This window comes from Microbacterium sp. LWS13-1.2 (genome assembly GCF_040144835.1).
In the GTDB taxonomy this organism is placed as follows: Bacteria; Actinomycetota; Actinomycetes; order Actinomycetales; family Microbacteriaceae; genus Microbacterium.
Map to the genome: position 1 here is coordinate 3558386 of NZ_CP151632.1, position 24922 is coordinate 3583307.

25 protein-coding genes are annotated in these 24922 nt (G+C 66.1%); 7 read left to right on the forward strand and 18 right to left on the reverse strand.

All coding sequences use genetic code 11. The features are described from left to right. Positions 1 to 17: 17 nt before the first annotated feature. On the reverse strand, positions 18 to 911 hold the full coding sequence (locus tag MRBLWS13_RS16470) for a hypothetical protein (protein ID WP_349426399.1): 894 nt from the start codon (positions 909 to 911) through the stop codon (positions 18 to 20). Positions 912 to 1158: 247 nt separating this feature from the next. On the opposite strand from MRBLWS13_RS16470, the gene MRBLWS13_RS16475 reads away from it, so the two are divergent. The 6 genes from MRBLWS13_RS16475 to MRBLWS13_RS16500 all read left to right on the forward strand — a co-directional run bounded on the left by MRBLWS13_RS16475 (position 1159) and on the right by MRBLWS13_RS16500 (position 7627). Then, the gene (locus MRBLWS13_RS16475; RefSeq protein ID WP_349426400.1) at positions 1159 to 2382 is read left to right on the forward strand and encodes a glycosyltransferase family 4 protein; all 1224 of its coding nucleotides are present in this window, start codon (positions 1159 to 1161) and stop codon (positions 2380 to 2382) included. Then, entirely contained in the window at positions 2369 to 3298 is a 930-nt protein-coding gene (locus MRBLWS13_RS16480; RefSeq protein ID WP_349426401.1) for a glycosyltransferase, read from the forward strand. Before MRBLWS13_RS16475 ends, MRBLWS13_RS16480 begins: the two co-directional genes overlap by 14 nt. After that, complete coding sequence (locus MRBLWS13_RS16485) at positions 3298 to 4686, forward strand: wax ester/triacylglycerol synthase domain-containing protein (protein WP_349426402.1); 1389 nt, start codon at positions 3298 to 3300, stop codon at positions 4684 to 4686. Before MRBLWS13_RS16480 ends, MRBLWS13_RS16485 begins: the two co-directional genes overlap by 1 nt. Next, a complete protein-coding gene (locus MRBLWS13_RS16490; RefSeq protein ID WP_349426403.1) occupies positions 4683 to 5246 on the forward strand; it encodes an acyltransferase in 564 nt (187 codons plus the stop codon). The genes MRBLWS13_RS16485 and MRBLWS13_RS16490 overlap by 4 nt, the downstream gene beginning before the upstream one ends. Before the next feature lie 43 nt (positions 5247 to 5289). Continuing rightward, complete coding sequence (locus tag MRBLWS13_RS16495; protein WP_349426404.1) at positions 5290 to 6984, forward strand: S8 family serine peptidase; 1695 nt, start codon at positions 5290 to 5292, stop codon at positions 6982 to 6984. 337 nt (positions 6985 to 7321) lie between these two features. Next, positions 7322 to 7627 carry a GIY-YIG nuclease family protein gene (locus MRBLWS13_RS16500; RefSeq protein ID WP_349426405.1) on the forward strand — a complete coding sequence of 102 codons (306 nt, stop codon included), beginning with the start codon at positions 7322 to 7324 and terminating at the stop codon, positions 7625 to 7627. A 301-nt stretch (positions 7628 to 7928) separates the two neighbouring features. On the opposite strand, the gene MRBLWS13_RS16505 is transcribed toward MRBLWS13_RS16500, so the two are convergent. From MRBLWS13_RS16505 to MRBLWS13_RS16525, 5 genes are all read right to left on the reverse strand, one after another. Next, entirely contained in the window at positions 7929 to 9503 is a 1575-nt protein-coding gene (locus MRBLWS13_RS16505; RefSeq protein WP_349426407.1) for a lipopolysaccharide biosynthesis protein, read from the reverse strand. Further along, a complete protein-coding gene (locus tag MRBLWS13_RS16510; RefSeq protein ID WP_349426408.1) occupies positions 9500 to 10780 on the reverse strand; it encodes a hypothetical protein in 1281 nt (426 codons plus the stop codon). Before MRBLWS13_RS16510 ends, MRBLWS13_RS16505 begins: the two co-directional genes overlap by 4 nt. Then, on the reverse strand, positions 10777 to 11826 hold the full coding sequence (locus tag MRBLWS13_RS16515) for an acyltransferase (protein ID WP_349426409.1): 1050 nt from the start codon (positions 11824 to 11826) through the stop codon (positions 10777 to 10779). The genes MRBLWS13_RS16510 and MRBLWS13_RS16515 overlap by 4 nt, the downstream gene beginning before the upstream one ends. Before the next feature lie 22 nt (positions 11827 to 11848). Further along, complete coding sequence (locus MRBLWS13_RS16520) at positions 11849 to 12553, reverse strand: hypothetical protein (protein WP_349426410.1); 705 nt, start codon at positions 12551 to 12553, stop codon at positions 11849 to 11851. A gap of 154 nt (positions 12554 to 12707) precedes the next feature. After that, the gene (locus MRBLWS13_RS16525; RefSeq protein WP_349426411.1) at positions 12708 to 12866 is read right to left on the reverse strand and encodes a hypothetical protein; all 159 of its coding nucleotides are present in this window, start codon (positions 12864 to 12866) and stop codon (positions 12708 to 12710) included. Positions 12867 to 12975: 109 nt separating this feature from the next. Here MRBLWS13_RS16525 and MRBLWS13_RS16530 point away from each other — a divergent pair, with 109 nt between their 5' ends. Next, positions 12976 to 13572, forward strand: a complete 597-nt coding sequence (locus tag MRBLWS13_RS16530; RefSeq protein ID WP_349426412.1) for a DUF4916 domain-containing protein — start codon at positions 12976 to 12978, stop codon at positions 13570 to 13572. On the opposite strand, the gene MRBLWS13_RS16535 is transcribed toward MRBLWS13_RS16530, so the two are convergent. The 12 genes from MRBLWS13_RS16535 to MRBLWS13_RS16590 all read right to left on the reverse strand — a co-directional run bounded on the left by MRBLWS13_RS16535 (position 13553) and on the right by MRBLWS13_RS16590 (position 24703). Further along, positions 13553 to 13849, reverse strand: a complete 297-nt coding sequence (locus tag MRBLWS13_RS16535; RefSeq protein ID WP_349426413.1) for a Dabb family protein — start codon at positions 13847 to 13849, stop codon at positions 13553 to 13555. The two genes, MRBLWS13_RS16530 and MRBLWS13_RS16535, sit on opposite strands and share 20 nt — an antisense overlap. A gap of 3 nt (positions 13850 to 13852) precedes the next feature. Continuing rightward, entirely contained in the window at positions 13853 to 14836 is a 984-nt protein-coding gene (locus MRBLWS13_RS16540; RefSeq protein ID WP_349426414.1) for a GDP-L-fucose synthase, read from the reverse strand. Continuing rightward, positions 14833 to 15879 (reverse strand): GDP-mannose 4,6-dehydratase, encoded by a 1047-nt coding sequence (gene gmd / locus MRBLWS13_RS16545; protein WP_349426415.1) that lies wholly within the window; start codon positions 15877 to 15879, stop codon positions 14833 to 14835. The genes MRBLWS13_RS16540 and gmd overlap by 4 nt, the downstream gene beginning before the upstream one ends. Continuing rightward, positions 15872 to 17143: an O-antigen ligase family protein gene (locus MRBLWS13_RS16550; protein ID WP_349426416.1), complete on the reverse strand. Its 1272-nt coding sequence runs from the start codon at positions 17141 to 17143 to the stop codon at positions 15872 to 15874. The genes gmd and MRBLWS13_RS16550 overlap by 8 nt, the downstream gene beginning before the upstream one ends. Next, positions 17143 to 18276 carry a glycosyltransferase gene (locus tag MRBLWS13_RS16555; protein WP_349426417.1) on the reverse strand — a complete coding sequence of 378 codons (1134 nt, stop codon included), beginning with the start codon at positions 18274 to 18276 and terminating at the stop codon, positions 17143 to 17145. Before MRBLWS13_RS16555 ends, MRBLWS13_RS16550 begins: the two co-directional genes overlap by 1 nt. Then, positions 18273 to 19109: a glycosyltransferase family 2 protein gene (locus MRBLWS13_RS16560; protein ID WP_349426418.1), complete on the reverse strand. Its 837-nt coding sequence runs from the start codon at positions 19107 to 19109 to the stop codon at positions 18273 to 18275. The genes MRBLWS13_RS16555 and MRBLWS13_RS16560 overlap by 4 nt, the downstream gene beginning before the upstream one ends. Before the next feature lie 2 nt (positions 19110 to 19111). Beyond that, positions 19112 to 19429, reverse strand: a complete 318-nt coding sequence (locus MRBLWS13_RS16565) for a DapH/DapD/GlmU-related protein (protein WP_349426419.1) — start codon at positions 19427 to 19429, stop codon at positions 19112 to 19114. A 131-nt stretch (positions 19430 to 19560) separates the two neighbouring features. Continuing rightward, positions 19561 to 20700 carry a polysaccharide pyruvyl transferase family protein gene (locus MRBLWS13_RS16570; RefSeq protein ID WP_349426420.1) on the reverse strand — a complete coding sequence of 380 codons (1140 nt, stop codon included), beginning with the start codon at positions 20698 to 20700 and terminating at the stop codon, positions 19561 to 19563. Beyond that, complete coding sequence (locus MRBLWS13_RS16575) at positions 20697 to 21524, reverse strand: nitroreductase family protein (RefSeq protein WP_349426421.1); 828 nt, start codon at positions 21522 to 21524, stop codon at positions 20697 to 20699. Before MRBLWS13_RS16575 ends, MRBLWS13_RS16570 begins: the two co-directional genes overlap by 4 nt. Before the next feature lie 176 nt (positions 21525 to 21700). Beyond that, positions 21701 to 23035 carry a flippase gene (locus tag MRBLWS13_RS16580; protein ID WP_349426422.1) on the reverse strand — a complete coding sequence of 445 codons (1335 nt, stop codon included), beginning with the start codon at positions 23033 to 23035 and terminating at the stop codon, positions 21701 to 21703. Between the two features lie 37 nt (positions 23036 to 23072). Then, positions 23073 to 23981 carry a glycosyltransferase gene (locus MRBLWS13_RS16585; RefSeq protein WP_349426423.1) on the reverse strand — a complete coding sequence of 303 codons (909 nt, stop codon included), beginning with the start codon at positions 23979 to 23981 and terminating at the stop codon, positions 23073 to 23075. Then, complete coding sequence (locus tag MRBLWS13_RS16590) at positions 23978 to 24703, reverse strand: WecB/TagA/CpsF family glycosyltransferase (RefSeq protein ID WP_349426425.1); 726 nt, start codon at positions 24701 to 24703, stop codon at positions 23978 to 23980. The genes MRBLWS13_RS16585 and MRBLWS13_RS16590 overlap by 4 nt, the downstream gene beginning before the upstream one ends. Between the last annotated feature and the right edge of the window lie 219 nt (positions 24704 to 24922).

A 24922-nucleotide genomic window follows, 5' to 3' on the forward strand; every position in this document is an offset into this window, starting at 1 on the left:
CCCGGGTGACCGACGGCCTACGCGGTCTCGTTCTCGTGAGCGGCGCGCCCGGCTCGGCGCGAGGGCGGGCCCGCGCCGACGAGCTCGCCGACCTCGGCATCGAGTGCGACGCCAGTGGGCTCGGCCGCGGTGACGCCTGGCTCGGCATCCGTTCCGCCCGCCGGCTCTGCTGCCGCGTCGCCGGCCGCCTTCGCGCGTGCGGCCTTGCGCCGGGCGGAGCGCGAGCGCAGTCCGGCGATGATGAACACCAGCACCACGAAGGCCAGGAACACGCCCACGAAGGTGACGACGACGGGGATGGCCGGGTTCGAGGAGTCGCCCTCGACGGCGTCGCTCGCGCCGAGCGGCTCGATGAGCACACGCAGCTCGGGCGCGATCTCCTGTGCGTCCTGCTGGGCGACGACGTACGCCGTGAAGGCGGTCGCGGCAGCGGCCGAGATCTCCTCGGCGCGCGGGGCGGTCTCGGCGGTGCCGACGGCCTCCAGCACGGGCAGGTTGTAGCGACCGGGGAAGCGTTCGTCTCCGGTGGGCTGCGTCGTGCGTCGGAGCGCCGTGATGGACTCCGTGTCGTCGTCGAGCGGACCGATCTCGGCTTCGACCGTGTCCTGGATCATGTCGCTCGACAGGATGTACGCGTACACGAGCGCGGTCGAGGCCATGTCGATGACCTGCGGGTCGGACGTCCCCTGCTCGATGGGGACACCCGGCACCTGCGACTGGTACAGCCGGTCGGATTCACTGGTGAGCAGCATGGTCGTGGCGGCCGTCCACGTCTGCTGCGCGCGCGAGACGACCTGCCCTTCGACGATCGCGAAACCGGCGAAGAACGCGGCCACGGCGGCGACGAGCGCGCCGAAGACCAGCACCCACTTGTAGTTCCAGAGGACTTGCAGATACTTCGGAGTCTCCATGAGACACCCTCTCTCCGTGTGCTTTCGGACGCAGACCGTCCGAACCCCCAGCACGCCATCGGGCCGTCCACGTCGCGCACCGGATCCCAGATGTGGTGTCGCGACAAGACTTGCACTGCAATAGTCGCCCCGCATTGTTAACGGCGCCCTGTGCGTTTGTTGCACGGGTGTAAAGACTGAGCGACATTCGCCAGCCCGGGTTGTGTCCGTCTTGACGGCTCCCACAGAGTGGTCAGCGAGAGCCGGCATGGCTCCCGTTGGTGGCGGGCCTCGTCCTGGGGGAGGTGGCGTTCTGGCAGTCCTGTACAGCTTCCCGTTTGCGCTCGGCTCGCCGGGCATCGGCTTCACCGCATGGAACCAGGCGAACGAACTGGTGCGCGCCGGAGTCGACGTCCACATCGTCGCCGGGTCGGTCGAGAAGCCGATCGAAGGTGCGGCATCCGTGCGCACGACCCTCACCGTGCGCGGTCGGCGCGTGCCCCACCGCGCGATCGGTCGCGACCGCGCGATGCGCATCCACGACGTCGTCACGGCGGGTCTCGTCGGCCGGCTGCTCGACGGGGGCGCGGATGATGTCGTGCACGCATGGCCGCTCGCGTCGGCCCGCACGCTGCGGGCGGCGCGGCGGCGCGGCATCCCGGGTGTGCGTGAAGTTCCCAACACCCACACGGCGCACGCGTACGAGGTCGTGGCGCGCGAGTACGCGTCGCTCGGTCTCGAGCCGCGTCGCGGCGAGAGCCACACCGTCAACGCGCGACGACTGGCCACCGAGGAGAGCGAGTACGCTGCCGCGGCCGGGATGCTGGTGCCGAGCGAGGCCGTCGCCGTCTCGTTCCTGGACCGCGGGTTCGACGACAGCCGGCTGCTGCGCCACCGCTACGGTTGCACGGTGGCCGCACCGCCTGCCCGCGACAGCGGCGGGCCGTTCACCGGGGTGTTCCTCGGCAGGGGCTCCCCGCGCAAGGGACTGCACACCGCGCTGCAGGCGTGGACGGCGTCGACGGCGGCCGCCACCGGGCGGTTCCTCGTCTACGGACTCCTCGACGAGGACTACGCGGCGCTCCTGGCACCGCTGCTCGCTCACCCGAGCGTCGAGGTGCGCGGCGTCACCTCGGAGCCGATGCGCGTGCTGGCATCGGCGGATGTGCTGCTGCTCCCGACGGTGGAGGAGGGCAGCGCCCTCGTGACCTACGAGGCGCAGGTGGCAGGGTGCGTGCCGCTCGTCTCCACCGCAGCAGGCGCGGTGATCGACGAGGGCGTGACCGGCTTCACTCACGACGTGGGCGACGTCGGCACGCTGACGGCGCAGCTCGACCTCTTGATCGCCCGCCCCGACGCGCTCGCCATGATGTCGCGCGCCGCGATGGCGCGTGCGGACGAGCTGAGCTGGGCGGCGGCGATCCAGGCGACCCTCGCGGCCTATCGCGAGGCGGCGCGTCTGGTGAGGGGGTCGTCGCATGCCGCGGCCTGAGGATGTGACCCTCGCGATCTGCACGCGCGAGCGGCCCGAGATGCTCACCGCGGCGCTCGCCTCGTTCACGGCGGTGACACCACCCGGCGTGCAGATCCTTGTGGTCGACTCGGCGTCGACGACGACGGCGACCCGGATCGTGGCAGAGGCGGCGGGCGTCGACTACGTGCGCAGCGACATCAAGGGTCTGTCGATCGCCCGCAACCTGGCGCTCCAGACAAGCGACCGCCCGATCGTGGTGTTCACCGACGACGACTGTGCCGCCGTCGACGGCTGGATGGCGCCGATCCTCGAGGGCTTCGACGCGCCGGTTGTCGGAGCGGTGACGGGACGGATGCTGGACCACACGCTCGTCGGCACCCAGCCGTCGCCGCCGCCGCGGCGCTTCACCCGCACGATCGAGGGCATCGATGCCGGGCACGGCGCGATCATGGCGTTCCGGCGCGAGCGGCTCGTCGCGCTGGGCGGCTTCGACCCCGTGCTCGGCGCGGGGCGCCGGCTCGCCGGCGCGGAAGACCTCGACATGTTCTGCCGCATCCTCGATGACGGCGCGCACATCGTCTACGACCCCTCGTGCGTCGTGCACCACGTGCACACGCGCGCGGACGACGCCTACACCGCGCTGCATCACGGGTACGGGCTGGGGCTCGGGGCGCTCACGGCGAAGTGGGTGCGCCTGCGCGCGCTCGTCGGCGTGCGGCTGTTCGCGGTGGCGACCAAGCGCACGCTCTCACGCGCGGTGCGCAATCGGCGCGAACCGCGGCGACGGGATGCCGACCTCGCACTGTTCCGCGGATTCCTCGGCGGCTTCTTCATCGCCGTGCGCTTCGCGCTCGACGGTCGCGTCTTCGTCGACGGCGACCCGCCGGCGCCGATCTCGCTCGGGGTCGCGACACGCAGAGGGGGCGACGACTGATGAGCGCGCACACCGATCTCCCACGCCGGGCCGAGCTCATCAGCTCGCTCGACGAGAAGTACGTGTCGAATGCGGTCACGTTCGCGGCGATGCACGCCGCGGGCACGATGATCGTCGACGGTGCGCCGCTGCGGGGGCCCGACGGCACGCTCGACCGTGCCGCGATCCGCCGCCGGGTCGAGCGGCTGAGCTGGTTCGCGCCGGCGATGCGGCAGCGGCTCGTGCCGACCCCGCTGCGCTTCACGACGCCGGCGTGGGTGCCGGTGACGAGTCTCGACCTCGACTATCACGTGCGGTTCGCCGAGGGCGTGGAGCCCGACGACCCCTCCCGCGTGGAGCGGTTCACCGGGAGGCTGAGCCCGACCATGAATCCGTCGCGCCCACTGTGGGACTTCGAGTTCGTCGAGCTGGACTCCGGGCGCGTGGCGATCGTCATGCGCTACCACCACGTGGTCGGCGATGCGATGTACGGCCTGCGGATCGGCGACGTGATCGCCGGCACCGCGGCGATGGCCGAGCCGCCCGAGCCGGGGGAGGTGCAGTACCTCGAGCTCGGCATCCCGCCCCGCAACGGTATCGAGGTGCTCGCGCTCGCGTTCGCGCAGTGGCGCTCGCGCCACCCCGGTGTGCGGCAGGCGTGGCGGGCGTACTGGCGCAAGTCGTTCCGGATGCGGCTGCGCCGCTGGGGCGGACGCATGCTGCGCCCGGTCAAGAACGCGCGCATCGCGCGGACGGGGCTGCTCGACGACGTGCGGGAGGGGCGCCGCTCGGCGTACGAGGCGGTCGATCTCGCGGCGGCCACCCGGCGCGCGTACAAGCTCGGCGGCACGGTGAACGACCTGGTGACGGCGGCGACCCTGGTCGCGATGGCGCGCCAGCGGCCCGACGCCGAGACCCTGTCGATCCTCGTGCCGATCTCGCGGCGCGGAGCGGGCGACGGCGGGGTGCGCAACGACATCAGCGTCGTCAAGGTGGCGGTGGCGGCATCCGCCCCGCTCGAGCGGATCGTGCCTAGCGTGCGCGCGCAGGTGCAGGCTGCAGTGGATTCCGGCGGCTCGGTGGTCGAGGGTGCCGAGGACTGGGTGGGCTATGCCACCTCCGTGACGTGGGGCCGCGACGACCGCTTCTTCGGCACCGCCGCCGTTCAGACGGTGACCGGCTGGCCGGCGGGCGATCCGCGCGACGAGGTGGCGTGCCTGGCATGCTCGTACCGTCGCGAGCTCGTGATCAGCGTCACGGCGCGCTCGTCGGTCGACCTGCCCGCGCTGATGGCGGTCTACCGCGAGCTGCTGGCGCCGGTGCCGGTGCCGGTCGCCGCCCAAGCCCCGGGCGGCGCTTCGGGCGGCGTGTCCGGCCACGTGGATCCCGTCGCGGGGGTGGCGGGATGAGCCGCCTCCGGAGCGCGCTCGCGTCGGTGTTCGACCCGCGCACGCTCGTGCACGGCCTGCGCCTGGCGCACTTCCACGGCTACTCGTTCGTACGGCAGGTGCCGCTGATCCGGATGGGGCCGGGGGTGTCGATGGCTCCGAACGTGTCGTTCCGCAACGGGGAGCGCATCTCGATCGGCGCCGGCACGCACATCGGCGAGTTCAGCCTGATCTGGGCGGGCAACCAGACCGGACGCATCGAGATCGGCGAGAAGTGCCTGTTCGCCCCGCACGTGATGGTGACGGCGTCGAACTACGGCGTCGAGCGCGGCCCGGTCCCGATCATGGATCAGCCGAAGATCGAGAGCGATGTCGTGATCGGTGCAGGCGCGTGGCTCGGCGCGAATGTGGTGGTGCTGGCGGGCGTGACGATCGGCGAGGGCGCCGTCGTCGCTGCAGGGGCAGTGGTGACGAAGGATGTTCCGGCGTTCGCGATCGTCGGAGGGGTTCCGGCGCGCGTCATCGGCGAGAGGCCATCCGGCCAGAAAGTGGGGATGAGCAGTGGGGAAGCTCAGCAGTAGCGCCAGGTCTTCGGCGCGCGGGAGGAAGCACTCGACACGGGGGATGCGGTTCGCAGGGCTGGCGGTGGGGACCGCCGTCGTGGTGTCGCTCATCGGCGGCGGCGCGGCGACGGCAACGTTCGCGGCCGGCGAGGCGGCGGGCGTGTACACCGTCAGCTTCAGATCGATGGACGGGATGGATGCCGCGCTCACGGGCATCGCGGCAGAACCCGACGCGGTCTACGACAGTGTCGTGAAGGGCTTCACGGGATACCTCACAGCCGACGAGGTCGCGCTGCTGCGGGTGTCGCCGACGGTGCGGGGTATCTCGTCCAACAAGGTCGTGACCGGCGCTGCGCAGACGGTGCCGCCGGCGGTCGGCACGGTGGAGGCCGATCTGCCGCCGACGAGCGCCACATCGGCCGGGGCGTGGGACGGGCCCGGGCTCGCCATCATCGACTCGGGTGTGAGCGTGCACTCGGATCTCAACGTCGCACGGCAGATCAACTGCTTCGGCAGCGGCGACGGCACCGACGCGAACGGGCACGGAACCGGCGTCGCCGGCGCTGCGGCGGCGATCAACAACAGCGTGGGGCTGGTCGGCATCGCGCCGGGGGCGCCCATCACGTCGGTGCGCGTGCTCGACAACAAGATGCAGGGGACACTCGCGACCCTCATGTGCGGCCTCGAGTGGGTGATGGACAACCACGAGCGCTACGACATCGCAGTGATGAACATGAGCATGCAGTTCGGGCAGGCCGACGACGGCAACTGCGGCTACACCAACGGGGATGTCATCCATCAGGCGATCTGCGCGCTCGTCGACGACGGCGTGGTCGTGGTCGCGGCGGCGGGCAACTCGACGCGCGACCTGGCGCAGTACTCGCCGGGCAACTTCGACGAGGTGATCACCGTCACGAACGTCGCTGACTACGACGGCAAGCCGGGCTCACGCGCCGCGAAGCTGTGCACCGAGTCGTCGGCTCCGGTCGACGACACGATCAACCCGAAGAGCAACTGGGCGGTGAGCGCGGCCGATCGTGCGCACACGATCGCGGCTCCCGGCACGTGCCCGTACACGACGAAGAAGGGCAACCGGTACGGCTACATCGCGTCGGGCACGAGCATGTCGGCGGCGGTGATGTCGGGCGTCGTGCTGGCGTGCTTCGCCGAGGGCTCGTGCGAGGGTCGCACGCCGCGGGAGGTGTTCCAGATCCTCGAGGCGCAGGCGCAGGCGGCCGCGACCACGCGCGGCAAGCGTTTCGCCGGCGACCCGCTCAGCCCGATCTCGGGGCGGTACTCCGGCTGGCTCGCGTCGACGGTGCCCACGGGCATCACCCCGACCCCGACCCCGACGCCCACGCCGACGCCGACCTCGACGCCGACGCCGACGCCGTCGCCCACGCCGACGCCGACCCCGACTCCGACTCCGACCCCTACGCCGACTCCCACGCCGACTCCGACGCCTGACACGCAGGCGCCCAACGCGACGATCACCGCGCCCGCGGCAGGTTCGACGGTCTCGGGCACTGTCACGGTGCGGGTGGTCGCCACCGACAATGTGGCGGTCACCGGGGTGACCCTGTGGTCGGGTGCGACGAGGCTCGGCACGCTGGCGAAGCAGTCCGACGGCTCGTGGAGCGGCAGCCTGTCGTCGCGCAGCTACCCGAACGCGACCTACCCCGTGCATGCGAGGGCGGTGGATGCCGCCGGCAACACCGGGTACAGCCCGACGATCTCGCTGACCCTGCTCAACTGACCCCGCCCCCCGGGTCGTTGAGCCGAGGGGCTCCGGCGCGCCCCGCCCCCCGGTCGTTGAGCGGAGGGCGCTCCAGCGCCCGCAGTCGAAACGCGCCGAGTGTTCGGGGAGGGTGAGGCGCGTTTCGACTCGCTCGTTCCTCGCTCGCTCAACGACCGGGCCCTCACTCCCCCCGGTCGTTGAGCGGAGGGCGCTCCAGCGCCCGCAGTCGAAACGCGTCGAGTGTGCGCGAGTGTCGGCCCCTCTCGACTCCTCCACAAGGACCCCCGCAGGCGCCCTGTCCACGCAGCACCCCGTCCGCGGCGCATGGCCTACCCGCCGCAAGCAGGATGACCTCATGGCTTACGTCTACATTCTGCGGTGCGCCGACGGCACGTTCTACGTCGGCAGCACCGTCGACCTCACCCGGCGCCTCGAGACGCACAACGCCGGCATGGGGTCGGCGTACACGCGACGGCGGCTGCCGGTGGAGCTCGCGTGGTCGGGGGAGTACGAGCGCATCGCCGACGCCTTCGCCTGGGAGAAGCGGATTCAAGGGTGGAGCCACGAGAAGCGCGAGGCGTTCATGGCCGGAGGCATCGACGCTGTGATCGGCTGGAGCAAGCGCGGCTCCCCTCCGCCCCCGCCGCCTTCCGGTCGTTGAGCGGAGGGCGCTCTGGCGCCCGCAGTCGAAACGCCCCGCCCCGCACCGGTCGTTGAGCGGAGGGCGCTCTGGCGCCCGCAGTCGAAACGCGCCGAGCGTTCGGAAGCGTCAGCCGCGTCCCCACTCGCTCGTTCCTCACTCGCTCAACGACCGTGGCCTCCCCCCCCCCCCGGTCGTTGAGCGGAGGGCGCTCCAGCGCCCGCAGTCGAAACGCGCCGAGTGTACGGAAGCGTCAGCCGCGTCCCCACTCGCCCATTCCTCGCCCCCTCAACGACCGGGGAGACGGCGCCTCGCCCCGTCGTCAGCGGTTCTGCTCGAGCTGCTTCTTCGCGATCTCGGCGTCGAGCACGTCCTCCGGGGTGGCGGCGTCTTCCAGCAGCACATCCTCGTACGCCTCGGCCGCAGCCTCCGGCGCGGCGGCGCGGTCCTTCGGCTTGCGCATCTGCTTCACGAACCCCATGATCTGCGCCACGTCGCGCCGGTAGGCGGGGATCAGCAGCAGCGGCCCGAGCACGAGAGCCCCCGCAACCCCACCCACCAGAATCTCGAGGATTGCGATGAGGTCGACGGCGCGGGTCGCGGCGAACGCCGAGCCGAAGGCGAGCAGCGCGAACAGCAGCGGGCGCAGTACGGGGTAGAAGATGTCGCTGCCGCGCACGAAGGTGCCGCGGATCGCGAAAGCGAAGCCGGGGATCAGGAGGAGGGCCGACAGGATGCCGTAGGTCAGGGCGAGCCCGTAGATGCCGCCCCACCAGATGCCGACGAAGAACCCGACGACCACGAGCGGCCGCGCGACGAGGTCGTAGAGAAGCTGCTGGTGCGAGCGGCCCATGGTGATGAACAGCCAGCCGCGCACCTTGCCGATGCCCTGCGCGATGCCTGCGATGGCGAGGATGCTGAAGAGCACGGCGGCCTGCTCCCAGCCGGGGCCGAGGAGGATGGCGAACAACGGCTCCGACACAGTCGCGAGGATCGCGTAGGTGGGCAGCGTGAGATAGCCGATGACGAGGAGGGCGCCGCGGATGTAGCGGCGGTAGCGGTCGCCGTCGTCCTGCAGCTTGCTGAGCACGGGCAGGGCGACGCGGCCGATAGGCCCGTTCAGCTGCTGCAGCGGCATGAGGAACAACGCGTACGCGCGCGAGTACTGGCCGAGCACGGCGGGGCCGAGCTGTTGGCCGATGATCACGGTGTCGGCGTTGCGCTCGACGTAGTTGAGCAACTCGGCGCCGAAGATGCTCCCGCCGCGCGTGACGAGGGGCACCACGTCGCGGTGGATGCGCGGCCAGCCGGGCTGGGGCCGGATCGCGAGCCACAGCATCACGAGCCGCACGACGAGTCCGGTGCCGACCATGACGATGAGCGCCCAGTACCCCCACCCGAACAGACCCGCGGTGATCGCCGCCGCGACGCCGCCCACCATCGAGACCACGTCGATGCGGGCCAGCAGCGCGAACTTCAGCTCGCGGGTCGCACGCGCCTGCAGCGGCATGGTGAGCCCGTTGACGATGAGGCTCGGCGCGATCACGAGCGTGATGAGCACGAGCTGGGGCTCGTCGTAGAGGTTCGCGATGAGAGGGGCGCACGCCGCGAGGATGCCGCCCAGCACCACGCCGAGGCTCAGCGCGAGCCAGAAGAGGCTCCGCCAGGCGCGCTCCGAGATCTCGCGCGCCTGGATGATCGCACCGGTGAGGCCGAAGTCGCGGACGAGGTCGATGATTCCCGAGATCGCCGTGACCATCGCGACCAGACCGAAGTCCTCAGGGCTCAGCAGGCGCCCGAGCAGCATGATCGCGGCCATCTGGATGAGGGTCTTGCCCCACATCCCGCCCATGGTCACGACGATGCCGCGCGACGCGCGGTGAGCCAGGTCGGTCATTTCCAGATCGACTTCAGGTACGCGTCGGTGGGGGTGGGCACCAGCGCGTCGAACTGGCTGGCGCCCCATGAGTCCATCGAGCTGTCGTAGGTCCAGCGGCCCGACGCGACAGGGTTGCGCGTGGCCGCCTCAGCGTACGAGACCTTGGTGTTCGAGACGCCGCCCCACTTGCTGCGGTACATCGAGCCGAAGATGTACGAGTCTTTGGCATAGAGCTGGAAGTCCTCGCCGATCCCGTTGAGGGCCTGTGCGAGCTTCGGGGCGTCGGCGTTGGCGGGCTTGGGGTAGCGGGCGCGGATCGCGGTGGCCTGCGACGTGATGATGCTGTGGTCGAGCGTCAGGAACGGCGTGCCCTTGTTCGGGTCGTCGCTGCGCATGCCGCCGATCTGGAGGGCGCAGTTGAGCGAGCCGAAGAAGGTCGTGTCGCGCACGGTGAGTCCGCGGTACCAGCCCGATCCGTACATCTGGATCGTGTCGACGTGGTCGCTGGCGCCGGTGGGGCGGAACACCGGTGCCGAGTAGCATCCGTCCCACACACTGTCGGTGAGCACGCAGTCGGCGCCCGCGGCATAACCGAGCGGGTCCGAGATGTCAGCCTTCGCGTTGCTCATGACGATCTCGTAGGCGCCGCATTCGCGGGTGGTCGCCCCGTACGACGAGGCCATGCTGAGGCCTTCCGACATAGTCGACTGCGCCCAGGCGCTCCGCGTGCAGTTGGTCATCAGCACGTCGACGCCGTTGATGCGGGCGAAGGTGACGCCGTACACCTCGCGCAGGCGCGCCGGCTCGGTGATGATGACAGAACCCCAGCCGTCGCGCGGTGAGACGAGCACGTTCTTGCTCCACTGGGCGCTGCCGAGCCCCTGCAGCACGGCCTTCGATCCCGATGACGCGCCCAGGCCGGGGAGGGTGCCCGGCCGCACCTTGATGTGAACGCCGGCGGCGGCCTTCGATGCGGTGACCGCCAGCAGTGCGGTGCGGATGGCCGCCCACGTGCAGGCGACTTCGACCGTCGTCGTGACGGTGTCTTTGATCCAGGGCGTGTGGGCGGGCCAGTGGGTGCCGTTGGGACCGAACGAGCGGATCACCGCGGGGCGGGCAGCCCCGACGATCGCAGCGGGCGCAGCCGTCGGAACCGAAGAGGCGGAGGGGACGGATGCCGTCGCCGACGGCGTCGCCGCGGTCTGGGCGGGTGCGCACATCGCGGTGGCCGCCGCGGGCGCGGCGACGGCGAGCAGGCGGACGAAGGATCGGCGGCTGAGCGGGTTGTTGTTCATCGTGGAGACCTTCCGTCGGAGGTGGACAGCGAACCGGAGGACGAGGCGGCGGCACCCACGCGGCGAGAGGGCCACGCGAACAGCAGGTCGAGAGCGGGCAGCACGTGCAGCAGTCGCACCATGACGACGCCCGCGCCGAGTCCGAACGCGAAGCCCACGGCGAGGGCGATCCAGGCGTTCCCGGTGAGGGCGCCGAGGGCGACGCCGGCGCTCGCCGGCCACCAGTGGACGATGTAGTACACCAGCGAGTCGCGTCCGACGGCGCGCAGCGGTCGCAGCATCCGTGCCGATCCGATGCGGCGCGCGATCACGATCGCGATGCCGATGCCGCCGGCGGCGAACGGCGCCGACAGGGCGGTGTACCGCAGACCGACGCCCACGGCCGCGGCGGCGACGGTGGCGAGGGCGAGTGCCGCGCTGCCCCAGATGACCCAGCGGCGCGCGAGGGTGCGCTCGAGGGCGCCGACGTGCTGCGAGAACCACACGCCGATCATGAAGAACACCAGCAGCAGGAAGAAGCGCCGGGCGCCGAAGTCGGGCACGAGCGCGGCGGCGACGAGCGCGCCGGCGGCGATCCACAGCGGCGGCACGCGCGGTGTGACGAGCGCGATCATATAGAAGAGGAACAGGTCGTACAGGAACCACAGGTGCTCGACCGGGTCGTACAGCGGCAGCAGCAGATCCCACGGGGTGACGACGTGCGCGGTGACGCCGCCGATGATCCCTTCACGGATGCCGAACCCGTACAGCAGCGCGAGCGCGATGACTGACCACACGAGGTACGGGTACAGCACGCGGCGCACCTTGCCGGTGATGTAGGCGCGCGGGCCGCGGGCGAGTGAGGCGCTGACGAGCAGTCCCGAGAGGAACACCATCAGCGGCATGCGCACGGGGGAGAAGACGGTGTTGAGCACCCATGCCACTTCGGGTGCGCCGAGAGGGGAGGAGCTCGCGAAGAGCACGGCGTGGTTGAACACCACGAGGATGATCGACGTCCCTCGCAGGACGTCCATCCATTCGATGCGCGACTTCTCGACCGCTGCCATCAGTCTCCGAGCTTCGGCGTTCTCAGGTTCTCCGGCGCCGGCTCAGCACGATGCCGCCGGTGATGGCCGCCACGGCGGCGACGGTCGCGGCGACTGTCCACCCGACGGCGGCGCCGGTGGCTGCAAGGTCGTCGTCGGCAGCGGCTGACGCGGGGGTCGTGGCTGTCGACGGCACAGGCGTCGCCGAGGCCGTCGGCACAGGCGTTGTCGGGGTGGGAGTCGCCGTCGCCGTCGGGGTCGGCGTCGGTGTCGCCGTCTGGGTGGGTGTGGGAGTCGGTGTGGCCGTCGGGGTCGGCGTCGGCGTAGGCGTAGGCGTGACCGCGCAGCCGATGACGGTGACGAGCGGGCTCGGGTAGGTGACGAGTCCGGTGGTCCACGACGTCTCGGCGTCGTCAGGGCTGGCGTAGCCGTAGGCGACCGCGGACGTATTGTGGAGGTCGTCGCAGGTGTGGCCGGTCACGGTCGCGTCGTAAGTGCGCACCTCGCCCGGTTCGTAGCGGCTCGGGCCCCACGTGTACACCTCGCCGTCGGGACCGTTGACGGTTGCGGCGCCCCACGCGGGGACGGACGACAGGTTGCGGGTGTACACCGAGATGTCCACTTCGCCCGGCGTCGTGAAGTCGAGCACCACGCTCGCCTCGCCGATGACCGCGCTGGTGTCGGCCGACGCTGCGTGGACGGCGGCGAGTGCTCCTCCGCCCAGGCCGAGGGTGATCGCGGCCGCCATGATTGTGACTCGTCTGCCTCTGTACATGTGCTCCCCAAGCCCAAAAGAGAACGCCCGGGGCCGTTCCCTTCCGGCTCCGGGCGGCAGTGCCCCATCTAGGTGCCACGCTACGGTGATCCGCCGGGTGGGGGGTTACTGTCGCGTTTCGTCTCGGTTAAGCCCGGTGTTCAGGAGTTTGGGATGCCGGACCGTCGCCGTAGTAGTGGCGCACGGACCTCCGCGAGTCGAGGACGAGGAGCGCATAGAGCGTGGCGGCGGCTGTGGCAACGAGCGCGACGAGCGCGAGGACGACGGTAACGATGACTCGGATCACGGTGGGGGCGAGGCTCCGGGACGAATGGGCGAGGTGTGAGTGCCCATCAAGCTTAGGCTTCTTGCCGATGGTTCCGCGGTGCCGTGCGGGTACGAAGGGGATGCCGTTTGTGAAGGACGGATGCTGCGCCAATCACGTCAGCGCCACGCTCGCGGTGGCGTCGCACGTCGTCTGGGTGCGCGACGCCGACCCGCGTTCCGCCCGGAAGAATGAGAAGGTGAGTTTTCTTCCCGCCGACCTGTACGCGACGATCGAGGCATCGATCCCGATCGCATGTGTGGATTTCGTCCCGATTCGTCGCCGCGATGACGGTCTCGAAGTCGGATTGATTCTCCGCGAATCGCCCTTCGGCCAGGTGTGGTGCCACCTCGGCGGTCGCGTTCTCCACGGCGAAACCCTCCGCCAGGCCATCGACCGCCATGCGGTGGACACACTGGGACTACCGGCGATTGTCGATCACGACCCTCAGCCCGACTTCGTTTATCAGTGGTTCCCGCCGGCCGTGGCTCCCCACGACGGCACCGCCCACGGCAACGACCCCCGCAAGCACGCGATCGGGCTGTCGTTCCTTGTCGAGATCGACGGTGAGCCAGCCCCACGCAACGAGGCTCTCGATTTTCGCTATGTCGAGGTCGGCGCGCTTCCCGATCGGATCTGGCCAGGGTCGGCGGAACTGATCGGCGAACTCACTCGCCGATCTCGGTGAGGTAGTCACCCACCCACCAGTCCGAGACCTGCGCCATTCGTCGCCCGGCCCTGACGTGCGCCGGGTCGGTGCGAAATCTCTCGAACGCTTGCTGGTTCTCGAATGTCGCATCTTCGACGATCACACGACCTTTTCGTTCGTCGAGTGAGCGCCGGATGATCCACGACACCACGCCCGGGTGATGCGCGAACTGATCGAGCTCCTCGACCGTGCGGTCGAGGAGCTCGATGTCGACATCATCGTGCACGCGGAAGAGCACGATATGCCGGAACGTCATCGGTTACTCGCGGATGGTGTCGACATGGTCACGGTACCAAGCGACGGTGCGGTCGAGGCCGTCTGCGAGCGAGATCTTCGCTGTCCAGCCGGCGTCGGCGAGCTTGGAGACGTCGAGCAGCTTCTGCGGGGTGCCGTCGGGCTTGGTGGTGTCCCACTCCGTCTCGCCCTCGAACCCGACGACGCCGGCGATGGTCTCGGCGATCTCGCGGATGGTGACGTCCGTGCCGGTGCCGACGTTGACCTGGTCCGGTCCGTCGTAGTGCTCGAGGAGGTGAAGCACAGCGTCGGCCATGTCGTCCGAATGGAGGAATTCGCGCCGCGGGGTGCCGGTGCCCCAGTTCGTCACTGACTCCGCGCTCGACTTCGCCGCCTCGTCATACCGGCGGATCAGCGCAGGGAGCACGTGCGAGCCGTTCGGGGAGAAGTTGTCGTTCGGTCCGTACAGGTTCGTCGGCATCGCCGAGATCCACGGCAGCCCGAACTGGCGCCGCACCGCCTGCACATTAAGAATGCCGGCGATTTTGGCGATCGCGTACGCGTCATTTGTCGGCTCCAGATGCCCGGTGAGCAGCGCGTCCTCCCGGATCGGCTGCTCCGCGAACTTCGGGTAGATGCACGACGATCCCAGGAACGCGACCCGCTCGACCTCGTTCGCGACCGCCGCGTCCAGGACGTTGGACTGGATCCGGAGATTGTCGCTGAGGAAGTCCACCGGATAGGTGCGGTTCGCGAGGATCCCACCGACCTTCGCCGCCGCCAGCACCAGATACTTCGGCTTGATCTCACGTAGGTAGTCGAAGACCGCGTCGCGGTTCTTCAGGTCCAGCTCTGCGGAGGTCTTGCCGACGATGTTGGTGAACCCGGCGCTCTCGAGCCGGCGCACGATGGCCGAGCCGACCAGCCCGCGATGCCCGGCGACGTAGAACGTCGCATCCCGATCCAGCTCGGCCGGGGTGTACTGGACGCCGTCGATCGCCGTGCTCACCGCAGCGCCAGTGAGGGCTCGGTCGTCCAGGAAGCGAGGTTGACTGTGTCGATCCATTCCGGACCCTCTTCCAACGCCGTCACGTCGGCGTCCACCATCAGCTTCGCGAGTTCCTTTCCATCGATCGTCGGGGTCCAGCCGAGCTTCTCGCCCGCCTTCGACGGGTCGCCGATGAGGGCGTCGACCTCGGTCGGGCGCAGGTAGCGCTCGTCGAACTTCACGAACTCCTGCCAGTCCAGGCCGACGTGCCCGAACGATGTGTGGAGGAAATCGCGGATCGTGTAGCCGACGCCCGTGGCGAGCACGAAGTCCTCCGGCTCGTCGACCTGCAGCATCCGCCACATGCCTTCGACGTACTCCGCGGCGTAGCCCCAGTCGCGGATGGAGTCGATGTTGCCAAGATAGAGGTCCTTCTGAACCCCGGCCTTGATACGAGCGACCGCGCGCGTGATCTTGCGCGTCACGAACGTCTCACCACGTCGAGGGGATTCGTGATTGAAGAGGATGCCGTTGACCGCGAACAGGTTGTAAGCCTCGCGATAGTTCTTGGTGATCCAATAGCTGTAGAGCTTGGCTGCCGCATACGGCGACCGCGGGTAGAACGGCGTGGTCTCCGACTGCGGCGGCGGCGTCGCGCCATACAACTCCGACGTCGACGCCTGATAGAACTTCGTATCGATCCCCGAAAGGCGTACCGCTTCGAGCAGACGGATCGTGCCGGTGCCGGTCGTGTCGGCGGTGTGCTCCGGCTCATCGAACGACACCCGCACATGCGACTGCGCCGCCAGGTTGTACACCTCGTCGGGATTGATCTCCGCCATCAACGTCACAAGACGCGCCCCATCACTTAGGTCCCCGTAGTGGAGGAACAGCTTCGCATTCGGGTCATGCGGATCTACGTAGAGGTGGTCAATCCGGTGCGTGTTAAACGTCGATGCACGTCGAATCAGACCATGCACCTCGTACCCCTTCGCCAACAGCAGTTCAGCTAGGTAAGAGCCGTCCTGACCGGTGATTCCGGTGATAAGCGCACGCTTAGGCAAAGTGAGACTTCCTCTCGTAGGTTTTCATGGATTGAAGTGAGTCTCCCGACGTTGAACGCGGCGGGCGCCACAGAGCAGAGGCAATAGTGAGCGCGAGCAAGTATCCAGGTACTGAGTACATGAACGTGTTCTCCGCGATGGCATTCACGAGCATGCCGCCAAGCATTGCGATCCCCAGCGTCGCGAGGGCGCCCGCCGCCTCCCCCGTCCGTGCGACCCGGCGAAGCGCGCGAAGCGTCGCGACAATGAGGATTGCGATCACCACAATGCCTAGCAGCCCCAGTTCGACGATCGCGCGCACATATTCGTTATGAGGCGGATAACCGTTCAGCAGTGCTCCGCCCGCGGACGCGCCGTAGCCAACGCCAACAATTGGGGACTGCTCCCAGTAGGTAAGTACATCCTGCCATCGGCCAATCCGCCATTCGAGCGAATTGCGCTCTCCGGACGCTCCTGACAAGTCGAGACTCACGAACTCGGATACCCGCTCGGCTCCGAGAGGCGAGAGAAGGAATCCGATGACGCCAGCCGCTGCCAGAACTGGCACCCCGATTCGAACGTTCATCGCAACGCGGGGAGACAGCAGGATGTAAGCGCAGAGCATCGCGGCAAGGGCTACGATGCCTCCCACGCTTCCCGTGCTCAATAGCGCGACAAACAGCACGGCTGCGACTACCAAGTCGAGACGCCGGTGTCCCAGCTCGAAGTATGCGATCACCGACGCGGAGATGGCCATGCAATAAAGCAGTGCGGCCGAGTTTGGATGCGCCATGGTGCCCGTGGCTCGGAGTACTCCGTCAACAACCAACCCGCCACCCGTCGCGAACTGAATCAAAGAAAAGACCGCTGAAATAAGCGCTGTCAGTTGGATGACGGTTACGACCGCGCGCGGGCTTGGACGATTCCGGAGGTTCGCGACAATCACGAAGACAGCGATCACAGACATCAGGCGGATGTACTCGCTAATCGCATCGGCGTCGAAGAGCAGCGCTGATTGGCTAGACACGAAAAGCACCCCACCCAGAGCGAGCATCGGGATGAATCCCCGCCATCCACGGATGCCCGAGGCAATCCCCAGCCCGAGAATCAAGATTCCGAGTACGCCGCTTAACGGATTTCCCGCGACCTGTAGGTTGAAGGGGCCGTCAAACGCGGCACGCGCCAGGATAAGGCAGGCAAGGAGGCCAAAAATGGGGAGGTCCCGCAGGAGGAGCAGGCCGAGAAGGAGAACAGGAGCGATGAACAGTAGTAGTTCAGCCGGCATTAGCGGACAATCGCGTCGATTTGGTTCAGCAGTCGGGGGACAGCAAATGGTGCCGCCCGGCTTGAAATCGCCAGGTCGGGGGCAATCTCCGTCCGATAGTGCTCGGTGACCGCTGATGCGAGCGCATCAACGTCTGCTGGCGCTGTCGCGCCGCGCGACGAGTCTGTCAACAGGTCATCCTGGTCGCTAGCCGTTGTGGCAACCACCTTGGTGCCGCAAGCGAGCGCCTCAATAAGAGCTGTCGGTGAACCCTCGTAGTGCGATGTCATGAGCAGCAGAGCCGACTGTTGCAGCTCGTTGGCCACTCCCTCCCTGCTTACGGCCCCGACGAGAGATACCCGGTCGGACAAACCCTGTCGCTCAATTGCTCGTTCGACGTTCGGGCGAAGGGAGCCATCGCCAATCATCGAGAGATGTGCGTCGAAGCCACGATCGCGTAGGGCGGCCGCGACGTCAATCGCCAGCAGCGGGTTCTTCTGTTCTTCCAGCCTCCCGACCCACACGATTCCGCTTTTCTCTATGGATTGAGTGGCACCCATTGGACGGAAAACTGCGGGATCGTACCATGTGCGGGCAGAGACGCATCGGCCCGGTGCGAGCACTGTCAGTCGCTCCGCCTCGCGGCGGTTGAATACGACCAGAGCCCTCACGCCCCGGACCGCTGCCCGTTCCAGCGCGTGGTAGAGGGGGCCGGCAAATCGCCAGACTGAGTCGGAGTTGTCCCCGGTCAAGCTCGCAGCAGCGTTGTGGATGAACTGCACGGGGGCCCCGAACCCGAACAACGAGGCTGCCCGACCCGTTTCGAGGCGGTGTGTGTGCACCTCTGCTCCGAGAAGCGCACTCCGGATCGCGGCGCGATGGCTGAATAGCCCCGCAATGAAACGGATCGAATGCGGCACAAGCTTTCGCCGGGCTCGCCGATCAAAACGAGCGACGGGAAGAAACTGGATTGCCCTGTCGCCAACGCTGACTCGCCTCCAGACACCGACGGGAATATCTGAGGCTGTGATGCCTACAACTGAGACCTCACGGTCAGGAGCGAACTGAATGACGTCATTGACGATCGTATCGATACCTGATGGGACGAGGTCTTGCGGGTCGAGGTGCTCGATCACAACGATGGGCGCGCTCACAGGGCAGTGCCTCCGGCGGAATCATGAACGATGGGCTGGCGTCCAGATCTCAGCCCCGCCTTGATGCGGTTTGTCGCAACGTCGGGGTGGGCGCGGCGAAGTTCCCATGCGTCGCCATCCAAGCCAAGAGTGATCGCAAGCTGGTTGTAGCTTGCCCTGAGTACTTCATCCTTCTCGAACCTGACTAGCCACTCAGCGCTTCGCGTGACCTGATTAGGGTGCATACGGTATGCGATTCCAGGGATCGCCGACGAAGACAACCGGTGCCCCGACGAGAGAAGGCGCAGCCAAAGATCGTAATCCTCCGCGACCGACTGCCGATACCCGCCTGCGCCCGTCAGGACGCGGGTTCTGCCGAGCATCGAACTGTGCGGGACGGGATTAGAACTCAGCATCAACCACGGCATTTGGTCGGGAGATATCCGTCGCTGAAGATACGGTCGGTAGTTTCTCAGGTTGCTTCCGAAGTTGATACGGGAGGTGAACGTTACATCGACCCGGGAGGTGGTGAGTTCACGCACTTGCCGGCGGAAACGCCCCGGTAGTACCAGATCGTCGCCGTCCATTCGTGCGACCAGATCGGTCGTCGTCTCAGATAGGAGCGCATTCAGCGCGACAGCCACACCCACTCGGGTTTGGCCGCGAATGAGGCGCACGCGGCGATCGCGCGACATGATGCGCTTGAGTCTGTCCACCGTGTCATCAGAACTGGCGTCGTCATAGACCAGCACGACCCCCTCCTGGTCAAGCGAGAGCAGAGTCGTCCTGACTGCCGCCTCAATGGTCTTGCCGGAGTCTGCTACAGGCATGATGACGGTCACCTGGCCGGGCATGACTACTGATCCTTCCGAACGATACGTGCGGGGTTCCCCACCGCGATCGCTCCTGGGGGAATGTCGATGAGCACCACGCTTCCCGCACCAATAGTTGCGCGCTCGCCGACCGTAACCCCGCCGAGGATCACTACGTTCGCACCGATATCGGCGCCTTCACGCAGTCTTGGCGCGGGGCCACCAGAACGGCGTACCCCAATTGTGGTGTTCTGTCGTAGCTGTACATTGTTCTCGATATGCGCGTTGTCGCTTATAACGAGCCCGACCGGATGATGCACGATGGGGTTGCCGTCGATCCGCGTAGATGTTGGAATGTCCATACCTAGGACGTACAATGCGAATGAACGGTACGAAACCGACGCGATAACTCCCAGCATCTTCATCGCCGGGTTGGGCGAGTTTCTGCAATGTAGTGCAAACCGCTTGATTCGAAGAGCGAGCCTCGGAGCATTCATCCTGTCTGAACCATCTCTAGATCGGCGGAGATGGAATCCCACATCCGCCGGTTTGCTTCTCGGTAGTCCTCGGCGCCAGCCGAGATCGTCGCGCGGTCCATCGAAAGCGCCCTGTCGAGTGCCGCAAACTGTGAGCCGCGAGGGGAGTAGGGATCGACAAGTGTGCTTGCGCACCCGTGCTCCTCGAGAAGCCAGCGATATTTGTGGCTCCATCCGTGTGCGACGACGGGGACATCCTGTGAGAGCGCGCTCGCCAACGCGTGGTAGCGCCCCGAGACGAGGATCCCCGATCGCCCGATAATCCACTTGAGCTCAAGACCGTTGAAGCCGCCCACTACGGGAAAATCCACTTCGTCAACTCGTTCGCGGACTTCATGAAGGAGCCTCGTGTCGCGAGCGCCTTCGTGACTCAGGCCATACGGGGCGAACCCGCGGCGGTGTAGTTCCACCGCGAGATCAGCGAGATTCTGAATGTACTGATCCCGAGCGGCCAGGCTCTGCGCTCGCTCGGCAATGTTCCAGTTCGGAACTAAGGGTGCGTTCCCAGCCTCCGCCCAAGAAGGAACCGGTTCCGCGCCCTTCACCCCGCCGGTGAAGTCCGGCGACTGTCGGAGCCTGTCCAGGGCGGACGCAGGTGCGACATCAACGATCGCCCTATATGAGTCTGGGTCCCGCGCGAACACCAGTCGTGACGTGCCAAGGATGCTCACTGCGACCGAACGAGTCTCTTCGAAAGGGCCAAGCGCTTGCGGCAGCACATAGACGGGGATGTTCAGATCCGCAAATCGACGGTAGCGGAGCACTGACGAATTGAGATCGAGCGAAGTCCAAGCATCCCCGTACCTATACCCCGATGCATCAAGCACGGCGGTGAGTTGGCGCGGGTGTATCCACTGCGTCGCCGTGCTCATCGCGGGCCCAATGCCGGGGAGCCCGGCCACGCGCTCCAGTCGGACGGGGACGAATGTCCTCGCTCCGACGGCTTCGCGTTCTTCCGCAGTCCCGACACGATAATCCAGTACAGGAACCGCTCCAAGCCGCTCTCGGACTTCCTGCATTGCGGCGCGCATCATTAGGAACGCGCCCTGATTTGTAAACTCCACCCCAGTGATGAGGACAAACCTATTCTTGCTCATTTCGCTCCCTCAAGATTGCGGAACTGACGCGCCTCAGTCACCGATTGCTTCCCTGAGTACGGCGCCAATGACCCTTCCAGGGGATGGCCGTACGCGATCAGCATCACCACCTTCTCGGCGGCGGATAGCTGCAGAAGCCTGCGCATTTTCAGTTCGCGCTCAGGGATATCGGGCCAGTTGATGATGCAAGACGCAACGCCCTGGCTCTCCAGGCCTAGGACGAACGACATGGCGGCAAGGGAAGAGTCGATGTAGATGAGGTGCCTATCCCGCTCGTCGAAGAACGCGTTCAAGAGTCCAACTACCACTACCAGGCCCTTTATTTGGTGCGAGTACCCGCGGGTACCCATAGCGAGGTCGGCGACTCGTCGCACGTCGCTAGGTTCGTCGAAGATTTCAAAGCGGTACGGCGAACGGTTGCACGCGGTGGGCGATTCCAAGGCAATACCAACTGCACGGTCGACTGCCCTCCGGTCGACCGGTTCATCGCTAAACCAGCGCACCGACCGGCGGCCGTTGGCGATACGGCTGAGGACTTCGATATCTCCCGGATGGTTGGGGGTCGAGGCAGGTTGCGGACCACGTGCACGACTAGTGGGTGCGGCCGTTTCCAGAGAAATGAAGACGCGATGCGCCTCACGAATCTGTGGTGAGTCGGAGTTCCGGGTGGCAGCGAAATACTCTGTTAGAACGCTTATGACCCATTCCGCTTCTTCGGCCTCAAGGAAGCGCAAACCGAACTCTGCCGCACTCAACGTCTCCGTGATGTAGTCCGCCGCGAATGTTTCTCGCCGCGGGCGCATCGTGAGACCCTTCTCAATCATGTGGATATTCCGCCGTAGTAGGTAGCGTCGGCGGTCATCCCTAGAGAACGCGGCGTGCCCCGCTCGGACCGCCCGATGCTCCCGCACCATCGCGCTTGAGATGAGCGTGACCTGTCGACGCCGAAGCCATGCTTGACGCGCGCGGCCGAGGGTGGTTCGGATCAAAGCTCTTGCAGTCAACTGCGTCCTCCTCGGTGCTGCATGCCGCCAGTTCTCCGCCTGCCAATAAGCGTCAACGGGTAAAGCCAAGCGGACGACATAAGAATGGCCTGACCCCGAGTCAGGCGTGAAAAGAAGGCTGCAACGTACGATGCTGAAACATAGGCCAGCACGGTCGCTGCAGCGGCTCCGGTAACCCCGGCGACTGGAACGAGAGCAATGCTCGCCCCGATGCTAACGATCGCGCCAATGCAATGCCTAACAAGCGAGGCCCACAGGACCTTCTCGACGATAATCCACTTGGAGTAGACGGCAGCCATAAAGACGAACGGCGTAGCGCACAGATATATTGCTAGAACCGGAACCGAATCGCCGTATTCGGGTCCAAATATCCAGGGGATAGCAAACGCGCTGGCAACGCCGACGACGAGGCCGACGCCTATACCTGCCCAGAGCGCGCGACCGTACGCCTTCTTCATCATCGCTTTGTAGGCTGAATGATCCTCAGACTCAAATCTTAGGCTCATCAAGTGCGGCAGGAGCGAATTCATAAACACAACCGGCAGAAAGTACGCGAGTTCACTTATACGGGCCGCGACGGAGAATACTGCGACACTGGTCGCCCCGAGAAGAGCCTGCACGATGATGACATTGGCCTTCAACGTGACCTGATTAGCGATGCCTGAGAGCAGAAGCGGAAGAGATTCCCGGATCAGTTCAACCGAAGTCCGTATATCCGGACGGGACAGACCGGGGGAATCCGGCTCCCTCAGATAAGCCACGAGTATAGCTATGCCCGAAAGTATGGCTTCGAGCACAAACAGCGCCACGAATACCAAGAGGCTCGGAAAGAAGATGATCGCGGCCAATCGTGCAGAAAAGGCCACCAGCGTCACTGATACGCGCAGTGTTGCTGTGCGCCGGCTCCTGAGCTGTGAGAGGAACCATGCTTCGGGACCCTCAAGTGCCTTACCAAAAAGAGCGACGAGCGCAACAAGTGTCGCCACGAGAACAACCTCGCTGCCCGCAGTCAATGCAAGCAGCGCCGCGCAAGCGTAGCCAGCACACGCCAGCGCTGATCGTGAAATCAGCATCGCGGTTACCAGCGCCCGGTTCTGGCTGCGGTGCTCGACGAGGTAGCGAACAACCAACCCGCCCAATCCGGCGTTCATGATCGACATCGCGATCCCGGTCACCGCGATCGCGTACGAGTAGGCCCCGTAGTCTTCCATCGACAGTGCGGTCACAACCAACAACGAAATGACCGCGTTTGCGAGCGTGCTAATGCCTTGTTGGGCGGCGTCCCAGATGCCATTTCCGCGCACCGACGACGGCTTCGGCAGATTTGTCATAGTCGCTCATCCTCACGCCCGTGAGTGACGCCGGCGATCATCCGTACGCCCGCTTTGCGCCGGCGGCACGCTGATTCCATGTGCGGGAAAGATCGACTGGAGTCGAATTCATCCACATCAGCACAAAATGCATCGCTCGTTCGACTCTCGACGCGTCCGATCCGCGGAGGGAGAGATGGTAGTCTCGCCGAAGTCTGCGCCGGTCCGCGCCGTTAAGAAGAGAATCATGCTTTCTTGCGTACGCGCGGATGGCCTTCGCTCGCCGCTTGCTGCGTGACGAGAGATGCTCGCCTTCGCCAATCATTTGGTGGACGAGGACGGCCTCAGCGACATGGATCCGGTGCCCACGCGATACTGCCCTGACAAGAAAATCAATGTCGTTATAGGCTCGAAGGTCCTCGTCGAATCCGTCGAGACCGTGGAAGCAATCTCGTCGGATAATGAAATTGCTTCCTGTGAAACCAGGATTTCGCGTGACAACCTGTTGAGCTACCGTTGGTGCAAATCCGCGCCGTTCCGAGAGTACTACGCCCGCTTCAGTGCGGACGTCCATCCAGCTGAAGCCGATATCGTGCTGCGTCGGATCTGGGAGAGTTCGCGCGATGAAGTCCGGGTCCCAATAGTCATCATCGTCCAGGAACGCTACGAACTCCCCTGTGACGTGCTCGACGCCTGCGTTCCTCGAACGGCTTGCTCCACGCTTGTCGCTCTCAGACAGAGTAATCAGGATGATGCGAACGTGCGTCTTGGCTTGTTGTAAGTCGACGAGCTTCGCCACCTCAACCGAAGCCGCATCGTCGACGACGACGATCTCTCGCAGCGGAACGGATTGCAGGAGCGCGGAATCGAGCGCCCGATGAAGTTCAGTCGGTCGATTGTGTGTAGGAATGACGCAGCTGACTGACGCTCTGTTGACAGCCGGCTGGTCATTGGGCTTCAGGCTCACGCTTCGACAGCCTGTCGCTCTGGGAGGAGGGCATGCTTGACGACATAGTGAACGAACTGTGCGTTGCCGATGAGGTATCTCTTCCAGAGGCGCTGAGGTTCTTGGACCAAGCGATAGATCCACTCCGTTCCACTCCTCTGAACCCACAGTGGGGCCTCGCGTACTGTCCCTGCCACGAAGTCAAACGCCGCGCCCACGCCGGCGGAAGATATGCCGAGGTGCTCAACGATCGCAGCACTGACGAAGTCTTGCTTGGGAGTACCCATGCCCACCCATACGATGCTGGGTTCCGCCGGGCGAATATGAGCGAGTAGATCTTCCATGTAGGTCGGGCTGAGGGGCGCGAACGGCGGCGAGTAAGAGCCAGCGATTGTCAGGTTCGGATGCCGACGCTTGACCTCGTCGATGAGCTTCGTGAGAGTTGCATCCGTGCTGCCTACAAAGAAGTGTCGAATGCTCGGGTCAGTCGCGCTCTGTTGGAGGGCTGTTTGAAAGAAAGAGGGTCCACGTACTCGTTGCGGGGACGCGCTGCCGGCACTCGCCTTTAGCACCAGCGCCACAGGCTGACCATCCGGAAAGTTCACGCCTTGGCCTCGCAGGAGCGTGCCATAGGAATCTTGCGTGTTAGCAAGCGCCACACAGTACGCGTTCGCAAGCCTGAACTCCTCAGGCGGGCGATCGCCGCGGCCCGAGGCGAGCAGACGTTCTACGGCGTGAGTCATGGTCGTGCACTCGAACGGCACGCCGGCAACATGTAATGTGCGGATGGCTGGTCCTCAATTCGTGGGTCGGCTCGAGCGGTTCGATGAATGTGCGTCCAGTCCCGGAGTGAACGCCACGCGGCTCTCACATGCGTTTACGCCGGTCGACGGGAATCTCGAAGGGGGCGACGTGTCCGAGACGAGTGCCGGTTTGGATCCCCGCTTGCTCAAGGCACGATA